The organism is Robbsia andropogonis (assembly GCF_000970345.1).
Classification (GTDB): Bacteria; Pseudomonadota; Gammaproteobacteria; order Burkholderiales; family Burkholderiaceae; genus Robbsia; species Robbsia andropogonis.
This window is the reverse complement of the sequence record NZ_LAQU01000041.1, coordinates 15,315-32,396: the sequence shown is the minus strand read 5'-3', so window position 1 is coordinate 32,396 and position 17,082 is coordinate 15,315. Positions and strand designations below refer to the sequence as shown.

15 protein-coding genes, 1 other RNA gene and 2 pseudogenes are annotated in these 17,082 nt (G+C 60.6%); 16 read left to right on the top strand and 2 right to left on the bottom strand.

Features of this window, described 5'->3' with window-relative positions; all coding sequences use genetic code 11:
* The 4 genes from WM40_RS23035 to WM40_RS23020 all read left to right on the top strand — a co-directional run.
* The coding region (locus tag WM40_RS23035) for an ankyrin repeat domain-containing protein (RefSeq protein ID WP_162199118.1) at positions 1 to 219 on the top strand (219 nt) is incomplete at its 5' end.
* A 117-nt stretch (positions 220 to 336) separates the two neighbouring features.
* Positions 337 to 1,626, top strand: coding sequence for a mechanosensitive ion channel family protein (locus tag WM40_RS23030; protein WP_052738480.1), 1,290 nt, complete (start codon positions 337 to 339; stop codon positions 1,624 to 1,626).
* 403 nt (positions 1,627 to 2,029) lie between these two features.
* Positions 2,030 to 3,424 (top strand): alpha,alpha-trehalose-phosphate synthase (UDP-forming), encoded by a 1,395-nt coding sequence (gene otsA / locus WM40_RS23025; protein WP_024902973.1) that lies wholly within the window; start codon positions 2,030 to 2,032, stop codon positions 3,422 to 3,424.
* Positions 3,425 to 3,466: 42 nt separating this feature from the next.
* Positions 3,467 to 4,525, top strand: coding sequence for a glycosyltransferase family 4 protein (locus tag WM40_RS23020; protein WP_046154104.1), 1,059 nt, complete (start codon positions 3,467 to 3,469; stop codon positions 4,523 to 4,525).
* A gap of 134 nt (positions 4,526 to 4,659) precedes the next feature.
* On the opposite strand, the gene WM40_RS23015 is transcribed toward WM40_RS23020, so the two are convergent.
* Together WM40_RS23015 and WM40_RS23010 are read right to left on the bottom strand one after the other, a co-directional pair.
* Entirely contained in the window at positions 4,660 to 5,253 is a 594-nt protein-coding gene (locus tag WM40_RS23015; RefSeq protein ID WP_024902971.1) for a BPSL1445 family SYLF domain-containing lipoprotein, read from the bottom strand.
* 199 nt (positions 5,254 to 5,452) lie between these two features.
* Complete coding sequence (locus WM40_RS23010) at positions 5,453 to 5,626, bottom strand: DUF2795 domain-containing protein (protein ID WP_236693652.1); 174 nt, start codon at positions 5,624 to 5,626, stop codon at positions 5,453 to 5,455.
* Between the two features lie 489 nt (positions 5,627 to 6,115).
* Here WM40_RS23010 and WM40_RS23005 point away from each other — a divergent pair, with 489 nt between their 5' ends.
* From WM40_RS23005 to rpoS, 12 genes and pseudogenes are all read left to right on the top strand, one after another.
* Complete coding sequence (locus WM40_RS23005; RefSeq protein WP_024902969.1) at positions 6,116 to 7,438, top strand: NCS2 family permease; 1,323 nt, start codon at positions 6,116 to 6,118, stop codon at positions 7,436 to 7,438.
* A 175-nt stretch (positions 7,439 to 7,613) separates the two neighbouring features.
* A complete protein-coding gene (ribA, locus tag WM40_RS23000; RefSeq protein ID WP_036009169.1) occupies positions 7,614 to 8,288 on the top strand; it encodes a GTP cyclohydrolase II in 675 nt (224 codons plus the stop codon).
* Between the two features lie 205 nt (positions 8,289 to 8,493).
* Positions 8,494 to 9,201, top strand: coding sequence for a response regulator transcription factor (locus WM40_RS22995; protein WP_046154103.1), 708 nt, complete (start codon positions 8,494 to 8,496; stop codon positions 9,199 to 9,201).
* A 29-nt stretch (positions 9,202 to 9,230) separates the two neighbouring features.
* Positions 9,231 to 9,329: signal recognition particle sRNA small type (ffs, locus tag WM40_RS29070), an RNA gene on the top strand.
* 234 nt (positions 9,330 to 9,563) lie between these two features.
* Positions 9,564 to 10,699: pseudogene (dnaX, locus tag WM40_RS32610) on the top strand (DNA polymerase III subunit gamma/tau); the annotation flags it as partial.
* 78 nt (positions 10,700 to 10,777) lie between these two features.
* The gene (locus WM40_RS32780; RefSeq protein ID WP_461786672.1) at positions 10,778 to 12,025 is read left to right on the top strand and encodes a DNA polymerase III subunit gamma/tau C-terminal domain-containing protein; all 1,248 of its coding nucleotides are present in this window, start codon (positions 10,778 to 10,780) and stop codon (positions 12,023 to 12,025) included.
* Between the two features lie 110 nt (positions 12,026 to 12,135).
* Positions 12,136 to 12,461 (top strand): annotated as a pseudogene (locus WM40_RS22985) (YbaB/EbfC family nucleoid-associated protein).
* Between the two features lie 18 nt (positions 12,462 to 12,479).
* Positions 12,480 to 13,076 (top strand): recombination mediator RecR, encoded by a 597-nt coding sequence (gene recR, locus WM40_RS22980; RefSeq protein WP_046154109.1) that lies wholly within the window; start codon positions 12,480 to 12,482, stop codon positions 13,074 to 13,076.
* A gap of 65 nt (positions 13,077 to 13,141) precedes the next feature.
* A complete protein-coding gene (gene surE, locus WM40_RS22975) occupies positions 13,142 to 13,894 on the top strand; it encodes a 5'/3'-nucleotidase SurE (protein ID WP_024902964.1) in 753 nt (250 codons plus the stop codon).
* Complete coding sequence (locus tag WM40_RS22970; RefSeq protein ID WP_024902963.1) at positions 13,891 to 14,847, top strand: protein-L-isoaspartate(D-aspartate) O-methyltransferase; 957 nt, start codon at positions 13,891 to 13,893, stop codon at positions 14,845 to 14,847. Before surE ends, WM40_RS22970 begins: the two co-directional genes overlap by 4 nt.
* Before the next feature lie 5 nt (positions 14,848 to 14,852).
* Entirely contained in the window at positions 14,853 to 15,860 is a 1,008-nt protein-coding gene (locus tag WM40_RS22965) for a peptidoglycan DD-metalloendopeptidase family protein (protein ID WP_024902962.1), read from the top strand.
* 76 nt (positions 15,861 to 15,936) lie between these two features.
* On the top strand, positions 15,937 to 17,064 hold the full coding sequence (gene rpoS, locus WM40_RS22960; RefSeq protein WP_390174001.1) for an RNA polymerase sigma factor RpoS: 1,128 nt from the start codon (positions 15,937 to 15,939) through the stop codon (positions 17,062 to 17,064).
* Positions 17,065 to 17,082: the final 18 nt, after the last annotated feature.

Genomic DNA, 17,082 nt, shown 5'->3' with positions numbered 1-17,082 from the left:
TCACCAAACGACACCACCCCACTGATGATGGCGGCCCGCGGCGGTTACGCGTCGACGATCCAGTTGCTGATCAAGCGCGGCGCCAACCCGTTGGTCAAGAACCAACTGGGTATGACGGCACTCGATTTCGGCAAGCGGTATTCGGAGCCGGATTCGGTCAAGCTTTTGACCTCGATCGAGCAACAATATCGCGCGCAACATCCCCAGGCCGCGCAGTAAGGATCGACGCACCCGATACGGGAACGCATTTCGGTCGTATCACTCCCTGAAGATCAACAACGGGACACGGTCCGGCCACGCGCCGGATCGTATGCCCTTCTTGCACACCCCTACCGCATGAAGCTTCTAGACTTCGGCACGCGGATCGTGGACGCACCGTTGAATTCCTGGCCCGGTGTACTCACCCTGACCCTGCTCACATTGCTGTTCGCCTGGGCCGCGCATCGCATCGGTCTTGGAATCCTGCGACGGCTGGCGCGGCCTTATCCCATGATCGGCATGCTGGTTCGGTACGTCGACCGACCCGCGCAATGGGCGGTTACCGTCCTGTTGCTGCAACTGGTCTGGTGGAATACGAACGATGATCTCTTTTTGGTAAACCCGCTTCGGCGTGTCTCGGTATTGGTGTTGATCGGGTCGCTGACATGGCTTGCCTTGCGTACCGTAGACGCCATCGTACAGGGCGTTATTACGCTGAACCCCCTCGAACAATCCGACAATCTTCGTACGCGCTCCCTGCATACCAAGGTACATGTGCTGGCCCGATGCGTGATGGCCGCGATTGTCGTGATTGGCGTTGGCGCCATGCTGATGACCGTACCGAATGTACGGCAGATCGGCGCGAGTCTGCTCGCCTCCGCGGGCGTTGCCGGACTGGTTGCCGGTATCGCTGCGCGACCCGTTCTCGGCAACCTGATCGCCGGGCTGCAGATCGCGCTGTCTCAGCCGGTGCGTATCGACGATGTCGTGGTGATACAGGGCGAGTGGGGGCGGGTGGAAGCCATTACCGGCACCTATATCGCCGTGCGGATCTGGGATGAACGACGACTGATCGTGCCACTGCAATGGTTTATTGAAAATTCCTTCCAGAACTGGACACGAACCACCTCGCAGATCATCGGCAGCGTGTTTCTCTGGGTGGATTTCCGGATGCCGATCGCGCCACTCCGGGAAGAACTCGTCCGGCTGTGCGAGGCAGCCAGTGAATGGGATCGACGCGTCCAGGTCCTGCAGGTAACCGACGCCAGCGACCGGGCCGTGCAACTGCGTGCCCTTGTCAGTTCCAGTGACTCGCCGCTGAACTGGGATCTTCGATGTAAAGTGCGTGAGGGTTTGATCGCCTACATGCAGCGGCATTATCCCGAGTATCTTCCTCGGACCCGCAATGAATGGCAGCCGACGTCACCCGAGGCCGGTGCGCGCCGTGATTTTCCTGGCCCGGAGTCGCTGCATGGCAGCCCGGACGACCTAGCGCCACCGGGAGCACCGCATGACCCGGTGCAAACGCCGTTCGCACCGTTGGCCGAAGGCATGCCGCGCGTGGCATCCTCTTCACCCGGTATCACACAGTCGGCGCCGGGTTGGCGTGCGTCGACGTCGATGCCGGCTGGCCGCACGGGTCGATAGTTACCGCGCGTACCCGCGCTCTCACGGCCCGTGAACCTCGCCAGCATCCATGTTCATCGGCAGCAGCCCCGCGTGACGTGGTGTATTATTAAAAGAGAAAAACCTTGTTAATCCATCTTCAAGCGGCCGATTTATTACGCATTTCCCTTGTATGCAAGGGTATGTGGCCGCGCGTGGCGTATCGCGCCGGCAGCGTGCCGAACGAACCGGCTAGGCACCTTCGTTTTAGAGCGCCTCCTGGTTGACGTCGTCCGCACCGTCGCGCCTCAAACTGTCGTGTGCGACGTGTGACGACGTTCCGGCCCCCGACCGTCCGACACCATCGCACTGCCCGCCGACCGAACGCCGTGTTCGCGGAGTGCCCCATGATCGAAATATCGAATAACAGGATTTGAGCCATCCAATGAGTCGACTCGTCGTTGTATCCAATCGTGTTGCCACCCCGACGGAAAGCAAGGGCTCGTCCGGCGGGCTGGCCGTGGGGGTATTTGGCGCCTTGAAGGATGCCGGCGGGGTGTGGTTCGGATGGAGCGGAGACATTGTCACCGAAGCGTCACTGAACGCCGCACCGCATGTCGAGCAGGATGGCGCGGTCACTTTCGCGACCGTCGATCTCGCGCGACGTGATTATGACCAGTACTACCGCGGTTTCTCGAATGCAATGCTGTGGCCAGTCTTTCATTATCGGAACGACCTGGCGCGCTACGACCGGCAGGAGTATGCCGGATACCGACGTGTCAATGCCTGGCTGGCGCAGCAGCTACTGCCGTTGTTGGAACCCGACGATGTGATCTGGGTCCATGACTATCACCTGATTCCTTTTGCCGAGGCATTGCGGCTCGCGGGTGTCAAGAATCGTATCGGCTTTTTTTTGCACATTCCGTTTCCCACGCCGCAAGTGCTCCTGAATATTCCGCCGCATGAGGAGTTGGTGCGTTCGCTTTGTTGCTATGACGTGGTTGGGTTCCAGACCGAATCGGATCGCGTGGCGTTTGGTGATTACGTCACGCGCTACGCCGGTGGCACGATGTCCGCGGATGGCACGGACGTCGAGGCGTACGGGCGCAAGTTGAAAGCCGGCGTCTACCGCATCGGTGTTTTCCCCGATGACATCGCGGCACAGGCGAAGCGTTTCGAAAGCCGTAAGGATGTACGTGAGCTGAAGCAGAGTTTGCAGAATCGCAAGCTGATCATGAGTGTGGACCGGCTCGATTATTCGAAGGGGATCGTCGAGCGTTTCCGTGCATTCGAGCGCTTGCTGGAGAACGTGCCTGAATTGCAAAGCGCTGTCAGCCTGGTGCAGGTCGCACCACCGACGCGTTCGGATGTGCAGACCTATCAGCATATCCGACAGAATCTCGAATACGAGGCAGGGCGGATCAACGGGCGCTTCTCCGGGCTCGATTGGACGCCGATTCGGTACCTTAACAGACGGTACGACCGCTGGGTACTCATGTCCTTGTTCCGAGCGTCGCAGGTGGGGTTCGTGACACCGTTGCGAGATGGCATGAATCTCGTCGCCAAGGAATATGTCGCCGCGCAGGATCCGGCGGATCCCGGTGTATTGGTGTTGTCTCGTTTCGCGGGCGCGGCGGCGGAATTGCAAGACGCGCTGATTGTGAATCCGCACGATATCATCGATATGACGGAGGCCTTGCAGCAGGCGCTGACCATGCCGTTGAAGGAGCGTCAACGCCGCCATGCGCGGATGGTCGAGGTGTTACGCAAAAACGACCTGGGCGTGTGGCGCGACAGCTTCCTCGCCGATTTGCGGGCGGTCAGGGTACAGAAGCACTGAAGCAATGAGGCGTTGCCATATTGGCAACAACGGGAGGTCATCATGAAAATCGCGCAAATCGCTCCGTTGACGGAGTCGGTGCCCCCGACCTTGTATGGCGGCACGGAACGTGTCGTCTCTTATCTGACGGAATCGCTTGTGCAGATGGGGCACGAGGTGACGTTGTTCGCCAGCGGCGACTCCGTCACTGATGCCAAGCTTGAAGCTATCTGGCCGCGCGCGTTGCGGCGCGATCCGAGCATTCGCGACCCGATTGCGCCGCATATGCTGATGCTCGAAAGGGTCCGCCAGCTTGCGCCGGAATTCGATATCGTGCATTCGCATCTGCACTTTTATCCCTTTTCTATTTTCAAGCGTCAGGACACCCCATTTGTCACGACGCTGCATGGGCGCCTGGATTTGCCGGAGCACCAGAGTTTGTACGAGGCATTTGATGATGTGCCCTTGATATCGCTTTCGATGGGGCAGCGACGCTACCTTCCCGGAGGCAACTGGATTGGCAACGTGCCATATGGCTTGCCGGAGTGGCTGTATCGCCCACAGCCCATCGCGCCTTCCTATCTTGCCTACCTTGGCCGCATTTCGCCGGAAAAGCGGCTTGATCGCGCCATCAAGATCGCGGGGCGATGCGGCCTTCCCATTAAGATCGCGGCCAAGATCGACGTGGCGGATCGACTCTATTTTGAAACGGAGATAGCGCCATTACTGAAGTTGCCGCACGTCGAATATATCGGCGAGATTCGCGATAGTGACAAAGCCGCATTCTTGTCTGGTGCGCATGCCTTGCTGTCGCCGATAGATTGGCCCGAGCCGTTCAGTCTGGCGATGGTGGAGGCCATGGCCTGCGGTACGCCGGTGATCTCTTTCAAGCGCGGAGCAGTGGGGGAAGTGTTGCGTGACGGGGAGACCGGATTCATCGTCGAAGACGAGATTGGCGCGATTGCCGCGGTCGACAAGCTGCCGGGTCTGTCGCGCTCGCATATCCGGCGGCATTTCGAGCAGCATTACACGGCGCACCATATGGCGCAGCGCTACTTGGACGTGTACCACGCAGCCGCGCGCGCGCAGCGCAAGGCGCAATTACGATTGATCACTGATTGACCGTGCTTCGTCTGCTGGCGCGCCAGGTGCGTCCGGCGTGATCGGTACGTACAAAAAAAGCCGCATCTGTCATGGATGCGGCTTTTTTACTACATGGCGCGAGTGGATACGCGCCATCTGCAGTGGACCTGAATTTACAGTTCCATACGGTTAACCTTCGTGCCTTCCAGCGTCAAGTTCGCCATCAGGCCAGCGTTCGTCAGCACGAATGCGTCGATCGGCGCACGGACGCTGTTGCTGTCGATCGCGCCATTTGCGCCCACCTTGATCACGGCTACCGACGCATCGCCACCAATCGACCAGCCCTTCACGTTGCGGAACTTGTCCAGCGCATCTTGCGTCATGAATACAATGATGATCGCCTTCGATTGTGCGCCGATCTGGAGGCCAACTGAAGCGGAGGTCGTGCTGTAGTAGCCAGCTGTTTCCGAGCCCACGCGCAGTGCGCCTTCGCCGTACTGACCGCCAACTACGAAGCCTGCTGCCAGCACATTCGGGAATACCAGAACGCCGCGGGCCTTGCCCACCAGTTCACGGGAACCAGGAACCGTCGAATAGAGGCGCGACAGGGTCTGGTCCACATTCGCATTGATGCTATGGCGCTTTTCCATCGCCGAGCTGCTTTGGCCGCCGTTCGGCGCGGTGGCCGTCGTCGTGCAGCCGGCCAGCGCAAACGTGGCGGCGGCAATGGCGGTGCCCATCTTCAATGCGACGTTCATTTTTTTCATGGTTGCTACTCCCTCTTGTCGATATTCGTCGGTGGTTAGCCGTCGTGGAAAACGCCGTGGCGTATCAAAGTGTCGCAACGGTCCGCCATTCGTCCTGTCCGTCCTGTCGTTCGCCTTCGGCGTGGCGTTCCGCGTGACGAGCATGAGTCTTATCGGATCGATACGACATTCGTGTTTCTTTCTCATCGAATTTTTTCGCTTATCCCAATGCGTGCAACAGCGCATCCGCATCGGCATAATCCGTTTCCGGCAAACCATCCAAGGCAATCAGGACATCGTTGCTGACACCGCTTTCGCGGGCTGCATCCATCACGCGATCCTTGTTGGCTGGAAACGACACTGTTGCCAAGGCTGCTTGCAGGTTCGCGCTCATCGAATCCGGCTTGCCTTGTCCATCTGCGTGAAATCCCGTCGCCATGCATTCCCCTTGGTTTGGTTCATTCAGCTTTACAGCCTGCTCCTCTTAAGCAAAATACATGCCTATATCGTTTTGCGGACATCCGGCATTACCGGGCGATCAAAAAGCCGTGACGGCCTGAGACGGCCGGGACGACGACCGGATGGCGATGGGTCCACAGCTCGTCGGCAGCATGTCCTTAGTGTGCGCTGTACAAATCGGTCAAAATGCACAACGCGTGGAAAAAATTGCCAGACATCGCAAGAAATGCAGAACGTAAGGAGACAATTCGACCGAGACGGGTGCTGCTCCTGCCGGTGTGACCGCAAAGCGGCGTTTGGTTGCACATACGCGGGTCGGTAAAGACGGATGTGGACGGTGGACGGGTGCGCGGTCCGTGGCGGCTTCAGGCACAATGCGAGGCGGATTGGCGGGCGCAATGGCGCCGTGAGGGGATAAGCGACAATGCTTCTACGATATTTTGGACTTCAAGCGGCGGGAACGACCGTGCGTACCGAGGTGATCGCGGGAATGACCACGTTCCTGACGATGGCTTACATCCTGTTCGTTAATCCTTCGATTCTGAGTGCGGCAGGCATGCCCGCCACATCCGTGTTTGTCGCCACGTGCTTGGTGGCGTCGCTTGCAACGCTGATCATGGGAGTGTTCGCCAATTATCCGGTAGCGTGTGCGCCGGGCATGGGATTGAACGCCTATTTCGCATTCGCGGTGGTTCAGGGGATGGGGTATCACTGGCAAGCGGCATTGGGGGCGGTGTTCATTTCTGGCTGCCTTTTTCTATTGCTGACACTCGTCGGGTTGCGTGGCGCATTGATTGCCGCCATTCCCGCGTCCATTCGAACGGGTATCACCGCGGGAATCGGGCTGTTCCTGGGCATCATTGCATTGAAATCGTCCGGCATCGTGGTGGCGAATCCGGCGACGCTTGTAGGGCTCGGCGATCTGCACCAGCCGCAAGTACTGCTGGCCGTGCTCGGCTTCCTGGTAATTGTCGCTCTGGATGTGATGAAGGTGCGCGGTGCGATCCTGATCGGGATCTTGCTTGTCACGGTGCTGAGCTTCTTTGTCGGCGGCAATGCGTTTCATGGTGTGGTGTCCCTGCCGCCATCAATCGCGCCGACGTTTTTCAAGCTCGACATCGCCGGTGCGCTGTCGAGCGGGATTTGGCATGTCGTGTTGGTGTTTTTCCTCGTCGAGCTGTTTGATGCGACGGGCACGCTGATGGGTGTGGCGCAGCGCGCCGGCCTGGTGCCACGGACGCCGACCGGCCCAGGACGGGATGTCCCCACCGATCGTCGCATGCGTCGGGCACTATTCGCGGACAGCGCGGCGATCATCGCCGGCGCGGTGCTGGGCACGTCGTCCACGACGGCGTATGTGGAAAGCGCCGCAGGTGTACAGGCGGGGGGGCGCACCGGTTTGACCGCGTTGGTGGTGGCGGTTTTGTTTCTCGTAGCGTTGTTCTTCGCGCCGTTGGCTAGTGCGGTACCGTCTTATGCGACGGCGCCGGCATTGTTGTACGTCGCCTGTCTGATGTTGCGCGATATCGGTGAATTGCCGTGGCATGATGCAACGGAAACGGTGCCTGGCATATTGACTGTCTTGGCGATGCCGTTCACGTATTCCATCGCCAACGGCATTGCCTTTGGGTTTATTTCGTACGCGGCGCTTAAATTACTCACGGGGCGGGCGCGGTCCGTGGCGCCGGCGGTGTGGGTCATCGCGGCAATCTTTTTGTTGCGCTACGGCTATCTTGGCGCGGGCTGACAGGCGGCGTAATGGTTAGTGCGACACGCGAGCGTCATGTCGGAGGATAATCTTACCTGACGCGTTGATGCGCGAGAACATTCGCTTTCGCACGTGGGACCGACGCCAACGGATGAGCGGGTCGCCTTAAGACACGCGGATTGGCGAAAAGGCGTAGCAGACAAGGGCAGCAGATATGGCAGCAAACAACGAAAGACGGCCTTTGCCGTCACCCCAGAACGATGCGGACACGCCCGCCATCCGAGTGGAACGTATTGCAACCGCGCGGATGCCAACAGCGCACGGTCAATTTACCGCGTACGTCTATCGCGACCTGGTGACGGGCGCCGAGCATGTCGCGTTGGCGCGCGGCGATCTTCACGGCCCCGACGCCGTATTGGTACGCTTGCATTCCGAATGCCTTACCGGCGATGCGTTCGGTTCCTTGCGCTGTGACTGCGGACCGCAATTGGCCAGCGCCCTGGCGCGCGTTCAGGCGGAAGGGCGCGGGGTCGTTGTCTATCTAAGAGGGCAGGAAGGGCGCGGCATCGGGCTGGTTAACAAGATTCGCGCGTATGCATTGCAAGACCAGGGGCGTGATACCGTCGACGCCAACACCGACCTCGGTCTGCCGGTGGACGCGCGGGACTATCAGGCGGGCATCGAAGTCCTGCGTGACCTGGGGGTCGGAAAAGTGCGTCTGATGAGTAACAATCCGGCGAAATTGACGGCGATACGCAAGGCGGGTATCGATGTGGTCGAACGTGTCGTGCTGGCGATCGAGCCTAATCCGGAAAACCAGGCTTATCTCGAAACCAAGCGTGCCCGGATGGGACACTTACTCGATGCGTTAGGTGGTCCGCTCCTTTAGTTGCCGTGGGCTCACGCATTGTCGATTGGGACTTGGCCCATCGATTGATAGGCACATACCTGTTCTCGTCTGTCCATCTTGTTTGCCCGAACGGCCGAATGGCACACTAGCGAATGACCTATGTGGCGCCGTGCTTTGCGCGGTCGCCCGGTCACCCGCCCCCAGGATCGACGAATACTGGGCGGGACGTGTTTCGGGAGAGTGCATGGATAGGAAACGCGTCGTGATCGTGGATGACCACGACATGATCCGCTTGGGAGTACGTGTGCTCCTGGAAAATCATCGCCACGGCAGCTTCGGGTTCGACGTGGTGATGGAGGCGGTGGATGGGCAGCAGGGCTGGCAAGCGGTGCAGCGATGCCAGCCCGATCTGGTGCTACTCGATATCGATTTGCCCGGACTGGACGGATATGAGGTCTTACGCCGGATCAAGCGCTTGCCCGCGCCCCCCAAGGTAGTGATGTTTTCGATGCATCGAGGCGTGTTGCCGGTACGGCGTGCGCACACGGCACAAGCGGATGGCTTCCTTTACAAAACGGACCCGCCGGAACGGTTGATAGAGGGCGTGGCATGCGCGCTGCATGGTCGTGCCTGGGGGTTGCGCCTCGGCTCGGACCAGTTAACGACCACGCACGCGTCGCGGCCCTGCGTGTTGACGTTGCGGGAGCGATGCATTGCGGAAAATCTGATGCACGGCCATACAAACAAGGCAATCGCCCGTGCGTTGTGTCTGAGTCCAAAGACCGTCAGTGCGCACAAACGCAATATATTTCGCAAGCTGGCCATTTCGAACCTGATCGAGTTAGCGGATTGCCTACGCGATACGGATAGTTTTGGCTTGCCGCGTGACCCCATGGAGATGGACATCGAGGCCGAGACGGAAGTCGACGTCGAAGGCGAAATCGTGGCTTAGTGCACCGTTACCGTGCTATAATTTTTTGTGACGGGCCTCCTCGCATGGTGGTGCGGTTAACCTGGTCAGGTCGGGAACGAAGCAGCCACGATCGCTTTCCACCAGTGCCGAGGGTCCGGCTCGTCACCTTCTCCCTATTTTTCGATATGTCACTGCGCATTGTTGTTTAGCGTAGGGTCTTTGTGCATACTGCGCATCGCGTTTGTGATGCGCGGTGTCATATGTCGCTTAGCACCACGCATTCACACGGTTTTCCGCTTTGTGCAGTGTCCAGTCAGCGCCTATTTCATCTTCCTTCGATCAGTGTGTGTTTGCCATGCGTGGACCGCGGAGAACCTCGGCGTTCCTGATAGAATTCGCCGATGACCTACCAAGTTCTCGCTCGCAAATGGCGTCCCCGCGATTTTCCGTCGCTTGTCGGACAAGATCACGTTGTCCGGGCGTTGACGCACGCCCTTGAACAACAGCGGCTGCATCACGCCTATCTTTTACCGGCACCCGTGGTGTGGGCAAGACCACGCTTTCGCGAATCCTTGCGAAGGCATTGAATTGTGAGACCGGCATTACCGCGCAACCTTGCGGCGTGTGCCGTGCCTGCGTGGAAATCGATGCCGGCCGTTTCGTTGATTATGTCGAGATGGATGCCGCGTCGAACCGAGGCGTGGATGAGATGGCGGCGTTGCTCGAGCGCGCGATATATGCCCCGGTCGATGCGCGTTTCAAGGTCTATATGATCGACGAAGTGCACATGCTGACCAACCACGCTTTCAATGCGATGTTGAAAACGCTGGAAGAGCCGCCAGCGCACGTCAAATTCATCCTCGCCACCACGGATCCGCAAAAGATTCCCGTCACGGTGTTATCGCGATGTCTGCAGTTCAATTTGAAGCAGATGCCCGCGCACGACATTGTCGATCATCTTGCCAAGGTGCTGGGCGACGAACAGATCGCTTTCGAACCGCAGGCGCTGCGATTACTCGCGCGCGCGGCAAGCGGCAGCATGCGTGATGCGCTCTCGCTGACGGATCAGGCTATTGCCTATGCCGCGGGGACGGTGAGCGACGAGGCCGTGCGGGGCATGCTAGGCGCGCTGGATCAACATTACCTGGTGCGCCTGCTCGACGGTTTGATCGCCCATGACGGCGCGGCCGTGCTCGCGGTAGCGGATGAAATGGCAGGGCGCAGCCTGTCGTTTTCCACGGCCCTGCAGGATCTCGCGCAATGGCTTAATCGCATTGGCTGGGCGCAGAGTGTACCGGGTTCGGTCATGGACGAATGGCCCGAGGCCGAGGACATCCGGCGGTTTGCGCGCACGCTTGGTGCCGAGCAGATTCAGCTGTATTACCAGATTGCAACGATCGGCCGAAGCGAGATGGGTCTGGCGCCGGATGAGTATGCCGGGTTCACGATGACGCTATTGCGGATGCTTGCGTTTCGCCCGGTGTCGGGAACGCCGTTCGGCGGTGTAACGGCGTCCCCGGGAGCGGCTGGAACGGGTGGTGGTGACGTCCATGCTACCCGTGCCGCCGCGGTGCCGCCGACGACCGCTTCGGTGAAGGCGCCGATCCGGCCTTCGATGCCGCCTGCGCCGTCGAAGGCACTGGTCACCACAGGGGGTGCGAATTCGGCACCGCGTGATGCCGTCGGCGAGGCAGTCGTGCCTTTCCCGGATGCCATGAAACGTGTGGACGAGCCCGCGGGCGATGTCGCCGCGGTACCGTCAGTGGCGGTCGCGCCCGCTGCCGCGAACCAAGCAGACCTGTCGACGCGACCGTTGTCGTTTGGTCGGATGGCGCAGTCTCCGGACACGGGCATTGACATGAATACGGTTGCCTCGGAAGAAGCCGTAAATGCGTTTGACGAGGTGGCCACGCCGACGCCAGCAGCGAAGGAACCGGCGGCGCTGGCGGGGGCGCGTGGTGCGTCGACACCGGCCTCTGCCGATGTCCACAGTGCTGGCGGCGAAGAGGCAGCGCAGTCTGCCGCGTCCGGTGCGCGTGCGAAGCTTGCGGCGCTTGGTGTGTTGAAACGAACGTCGTCCTCGACTTCCTCTCCTACGGCACGCCGCGGGACCGCGGCAAAGGTACCAACGGCGCCGGCAGGCCCCGGCCTGTCCGTGCCAACGTCCCGCAACATGGATCGCTTGCCGGCCACGCGTGCGTCGGATGCAACGGCGCGGGATGCACGCGACGATACCGGCATGCCAGCGCCGTGGGACGACGTGCAGGATGCGGACGGTGCGGCGGCGGATGCATTCCTTGCATCAATGGGTTCCAACGGTGTCGCCGCATCGGATGCGCGCAGGGATCGAGCTGAATCGGTGTCGGACAGTGTGACGACGCGGCATGGAGAGCGGGCGGGCGCGAACGGTGGCCTGTCATCGATGGGCGACGGCGCCATCGATGTGCCTCGGCCGCCTCCGGGTATTGCGATGACGGCAATCGGCATCGATTCTGATTGGCCGGCGTTTGCGATGACGTTGGAGGTAAAAGGCCTGGCGCAGCAACTGGCGCATCAAAGCGAATTGATCCAGGTCGAAGCGGATCGCCTGCAATTGCGCGTGCCGGTGACGACGCTTGCCTCCGGCGGACACCTGGAAAAGGTCCGCGCGGCGGTACAGGAGCGGCTCGGCCGTGACGTGCAGTTGCAGGTGGAAGTAGGACCTGCGCAGTGCACGGCGGCGGCGGTATATGCCGCCGAGCGAGCGGCACTGCAGCGGCGCGCGGAAGCATCGATTCGCGACGATGCCTTCGTGCGGGCGTTGATTGATGATTTCGGCGCGTCGATCCTGCCGGGCGCCACGCGCCCCTTGTCGGCACGCTGAGCGATACTGGCACGGCCAATCGCGGCGTTGATATCGGCGGCTACCGTCATATCGCATCGGCATGCGCCCGCGTGCGCATTATTTTCTGTTGGATAAGGGAGCACCACACCATGATGAAGGGACAACTGGCCGGTTTGATGAAGCAGGCGCAGGCCATGCAGGACAATATGAAGAAAATGCAGGAAAAGCTGGCCGCCACCGAGGTGACCGGTGAGTCCGGCGCTGGCTTGGTGAAGATCATCATGACGGGCGACCATACGGTCAAGCGCGTGATACTGGAGAAAAGCCTGCGTGAAGACGATATCGAGATGGAAGAAGATCTGATCACCGCGGCGCATGCCGATGCGAAGCGCAAGGCTGATGAACTGGCGCAGCAGATGATGGGTGTGCAACGGGGGGCATGGGTCTGCCGCCGGGCTTCAAGCTGCCGTTCTGATCACGGACCGTGGCCATGATCAAGCCGCCATCGACGCTGTCCGCATTGATCGATGCGTTGCGGATACTTCCAGGTGTCGGACCGAAGGGCGCCCAACGGATGGCCTATCATCTGATGCAGCATGATCGGGACGGCGCGGCGCGATTGAGTCAGGCGCTGGCAGGCGCGGCGCATGCGCTTCGGCATTGTGATCGCTGCAATACGTTCACTGAATCGCCGGTGTGCTCGACGTGCCTGGATGATGAGCGGGATCCTGCACTGCTGTGCGTCGTCGAGACGCCGGCGGACCAGATCATGCTGGAGCAGACCTTGTCTTACAAAGGGCTGTATTTTGTCTTGATGGGGCGGTTGAGCCCGCTTGACGGTGTGGGTCCGAAGGACATCCACTTCGACAAGCTGCTGCAACGGGCAGGAGACGGGGTGGTGCGCGAGGTCGTTCTGGCCACGAATTTCACCAATGAAGGGGAAGCTACCGCGCACTATCTCGGTCAGGCATTGAAGGCGCGTGGCTTGTCGGTATCGAGACTTGCGCGCGGGGTACCGGTCGGCGGTGAACTGGAATATGTCGACGCTGGCACGATTGCCCGGGCGATGTTGGACCGGCGCGCGGTGTAAGTAGTCCCTTTGTCCCTTCGCGCGGTTCCTACAACGTCGCGCGTCGCCTCGGTTACAATCTTTCCATGCATATTCTGCTCAGCAACGACGATGGTTATCTGGCGCCCGGTCTATCGGCGCTCTATCACGCATTGCTGCCGCTGGCGGATCGGGTCGACGTCGTGGCGCCAGAGCAGAATTGCAGTGGCGCCTCGAATTCATTGACGCTGTCCCGTCCACTGAGCGTGTGTACGGCGACGAACGGTTTCCGATTCGTGAACGGGACGCCCACTGATTGTGTGCATGTGGCGCTGACGGGGCTGTTGGAGGGACGTCCCGACCTTGTCGTGTCCGGCATGAATAACGGACAGAACATGGGCGAGGACACGCTGTATTCCGGTACCGTCGCCGCCGCTACCGAGGGCTTCCTGTTCGGTATTCCGTCGATCGCGTTCTCGCTTGTCGATCACGGTTGGGGCCATCTCGACGCGGCGGCGGCGGAAGCGGCGCGCATCGTCGCACATCATCGCGATGTGCCGCTGCCAGCGGCGTCGTTGTTGAATGTCAATATTCCGAATGTACCTTCGTCGGCATTGCGCGGATGGCGGGTAACTCGGCTGGGCAAGCGGCACCCGTCGCAGCCGGTGATCCGGCAAACGAATCCACGCGGTGATCCGATATATTGGATTGGACCGTCGGGCGCGGAGCGTGACGCAGGCGATGGTACCGATTTCGCCGCGGTGCGCGATGGTTATGTCTCAATGACGCCGCTGCAGTTGGACCTGACGGACACGCGCCGCCTGCCTGCGTTGCAGGAATGGATCGGGCACGGGCCATGAGCGACAACCGCGACGGCCAGCCCAAACGGTTTCCGTTGACGTTGTCTGATTTGACAAAGGCATCGGCGCGACCTGACTTCCCGTCGCGCCAGCGGCCTATGGCTCGTGCCGCGGCGTCGGTTACCGGCACCGCCGCGCCGCGTGTTCCAGTGGCGACGAGCGCGAAACCGACATCGCCACGCAGCGGTCATCTCGGCGCGGTCGCGTGTGCAAAACCGTCTCTGTCCGGTGGTGCACCGCAACGCGGGGTGGCCGGCACGGCCTGGCCAGGGTCGAGCGGTCGAGATGTCGCAAAACACGCGACGTCGTCACTTGCATTGACGTCGGAGCGGGTGCGCGCGCGAATGGTGGAGCGGGTGCGCGACGGTGGTGTGACACACCCTGGGGTGTTGGCGGCGTTGCAGGCGGTGCCACGTCACGCATTTGTCGATGCGGCATTGGCGCCGCAGGCGTACGAGGAGGCGGCATTGCCGATCGGGCATCACCAGACGATCTCCAAGCCGGGGGTCGTCGCGCGAATGATCGAGGTGGCGATGCATGGTCGTCCGCATCTGGCGCGCGTACTCGAAGTGGGCACCGGGTGTGGCTATCAAGCGGCCGTATTAAGCCACCTGGCGCAGGATGTGTTCTCGATTGAACGGATCCGGCCACTACATGAGCGTGCAAAAAGGAACCTGCGACCATTGCGTGTGCCAAACATTCGGCTGCATTATGGCGACGGACGACTGGGGTTACCTGACTGTGCCCCTTTTGATGCCATTATCGTGGCGGCCGCTGGACTGGACGTGCCGGCCGCGCTGACGGAGCAACTTCGTATCGGTGGTCGCCTGATCGCCCCGGTAGGAGGGGACTCGCAAGTATTGACACTCGTCGAGCGGTTGAGCGCCCATCAATGGCGCGAGACGGTACTCGACAAGGTGTTTTTTGTTCCATTGAAATCCGGAGTGATCTGAAACCGATGAGTATGTTGATGAATGGCAGCGGTCGATCCTTGTGGACACACATCCAGCGTGGTGCTTGCGTGGTGGCCGTGTCCGCATTGGCCGCCTGTGCCTCGCGGATGGACAGCGCGCCGGTGGTCGATAGGACCGGTACGGCGCCGGGATTGCAGGGTGCCGCGGTGTCCAATGTGCCGCCGGGGCCCCCGCCTCCGGGTTACTATCAAGTGCAGCCTGGTGATACGTTGTATCGGGTGGCGTTGAAGAATGGTCAAAACTATCGCGACATCGCGGCGTGGAACAACCTGACCAATCCGAACCAGATCGAGGTGGGTCAGGTACTCCGGGTCGCTCCGCCGGGATCGACGCCTGATGCCTCGGGTGTCACCAGCACGCCGCTCGGTGGCGGCGCCGTACAGGCCACGCCGTTAGGGGGGGCAACGTCGGCGTACGCGTCGCCTTATGCGAACGGCGGGGCACCACCGGCAAACGCCGGGGGGTATCCGTCACCCTATGCGAACGGCGCCAATCCGTCTGGCAATTCGCCGAATGCCGTGACGCCGGGCGCCACTTCCGGCGTGACGGCGTTGCCACCGGCGCCCGCGCCCTCGACAAGTGCGGACACGACTCCCCCGGTGGGTAACGGTCCAGTGCAGTTTATCTGGCCGGTGCAGGGTGGCGCGGGCGCGGGGCAGATCGTTCAGCGATTCGATGGCGTCAAAAGCAAGGGAATCGATATCGCCGGGGCGGCAGGCACGCCTATTCTGGCGGCGGCGGGCGGACGGGTGTTATATGCGGGAAGCGAACTGCGGGGATACGGCAATCTGATTATCATCAAGCATGACGATCATTATTTGACTGCCTATGGTCACAACCGGGTGCTGCTCGTCAAGAATAACGATGTCGTCACGAGGGGCCAGAAGATTGCTGAAATGGGCGATACGCAGGCGAGTCGTGTCGAGTTGCACTTCGAAGTTCGTAAAGATTCCAGTCCGGTGGATCCGATGAAGTATCTGCCTCCTCAGTAAAGGGAGCGTTATGCCGAAGTCGAAGCGGCGGGTGGTCAAGGAGGTCAAGGCGTCCGAGGGCAAACGCCCTGGGCGGTTGCCCCGCCGTGACGGCAAGGCGAGAGATACGCTTCTATCTGACGCAGAGGTCACTGCCGCCGAGGTGTCGACCGATCCGGGCGATGTGGATGTCGCGGATCATCTCGATCTGGCTCACCCGGTGGAAAACTTCGAGGATCCCGAAAGCAGCGACGACGCACGGGTCGACGATGGTTCCGCCGCGACAAGCGGTGAGGACCGTGGCCGTGAAGGCCGTGGCGGCGGCACCACGGACAATGACCCCACCGAGTTTCGTAATCTTCTGCAGGCGGAGCTCACCGCCGACACGATCCAGCACTACCTGAATCGGATCAGCATGAAACCGTTGCTGACCGCCGAGGAGGAGCAACGCTATTCGCGCTTGGCGAAGGAGGGCTTGTTCGAAGCGCGTCAGGTGATGATCGAACACAATTTGCGATTGGTGGTCAGCATCGCCAAAGCGTATTCCAATCGCGGCCTGCCCCTGCTCGATGTCATCGCGGAAGGCAATCTCGGTCTGATGCACGCCATCGAGAAGTTCGATCCCGATCGCGGATTCCGCTTCTCGACTTATGCAACCTGGTGGATTCGACAAAGCATCGAACGCGCGATCATGAACCAGGCACGCACGGTCCGTCTGCCGGTCCATGTGATCCGTGAATTGAATCAGGTCTTGCGTGCCAAACGTCATCTCGAAAAAAGTGCGTGGGCGGAATTTCCGGGTGAGCGTCGTGAAGCCAGCGTCGATGATATCGCACACTTGACGGGGAAAAGTGCCGACGAAATTGCCGATATTCTTGCGCTGAACGAACACACGGCATCGCTGGACGCACCCCTGGATCTCGACCCTGGCAGCAGTCTGTTGGATCTGCTGTCCGATGACCAGGCGCATGCGCCTGACACCGAAGTGCAGAACCGGGAAGTGGAAGTGTTGACGCGTAATTGGTTGTCGCGATTGTCCGACAAGCACCGTCTCGTCATCGAGCGGCGTTTTGGTCTCAACAATCTTGAACCGGCGACGCTGGAGCAATTGGCGGAAGAGCTGCACTTGACGCGGGAGCGTGTGCGGCAGATACAGCAAGAGGCGCTCCTCCGTCTGAAACGTCACCTCGCGTCCAATGGCGTGGGCAAGGATTCCGTGTTGTGAATGCCATACTGGTGTTTG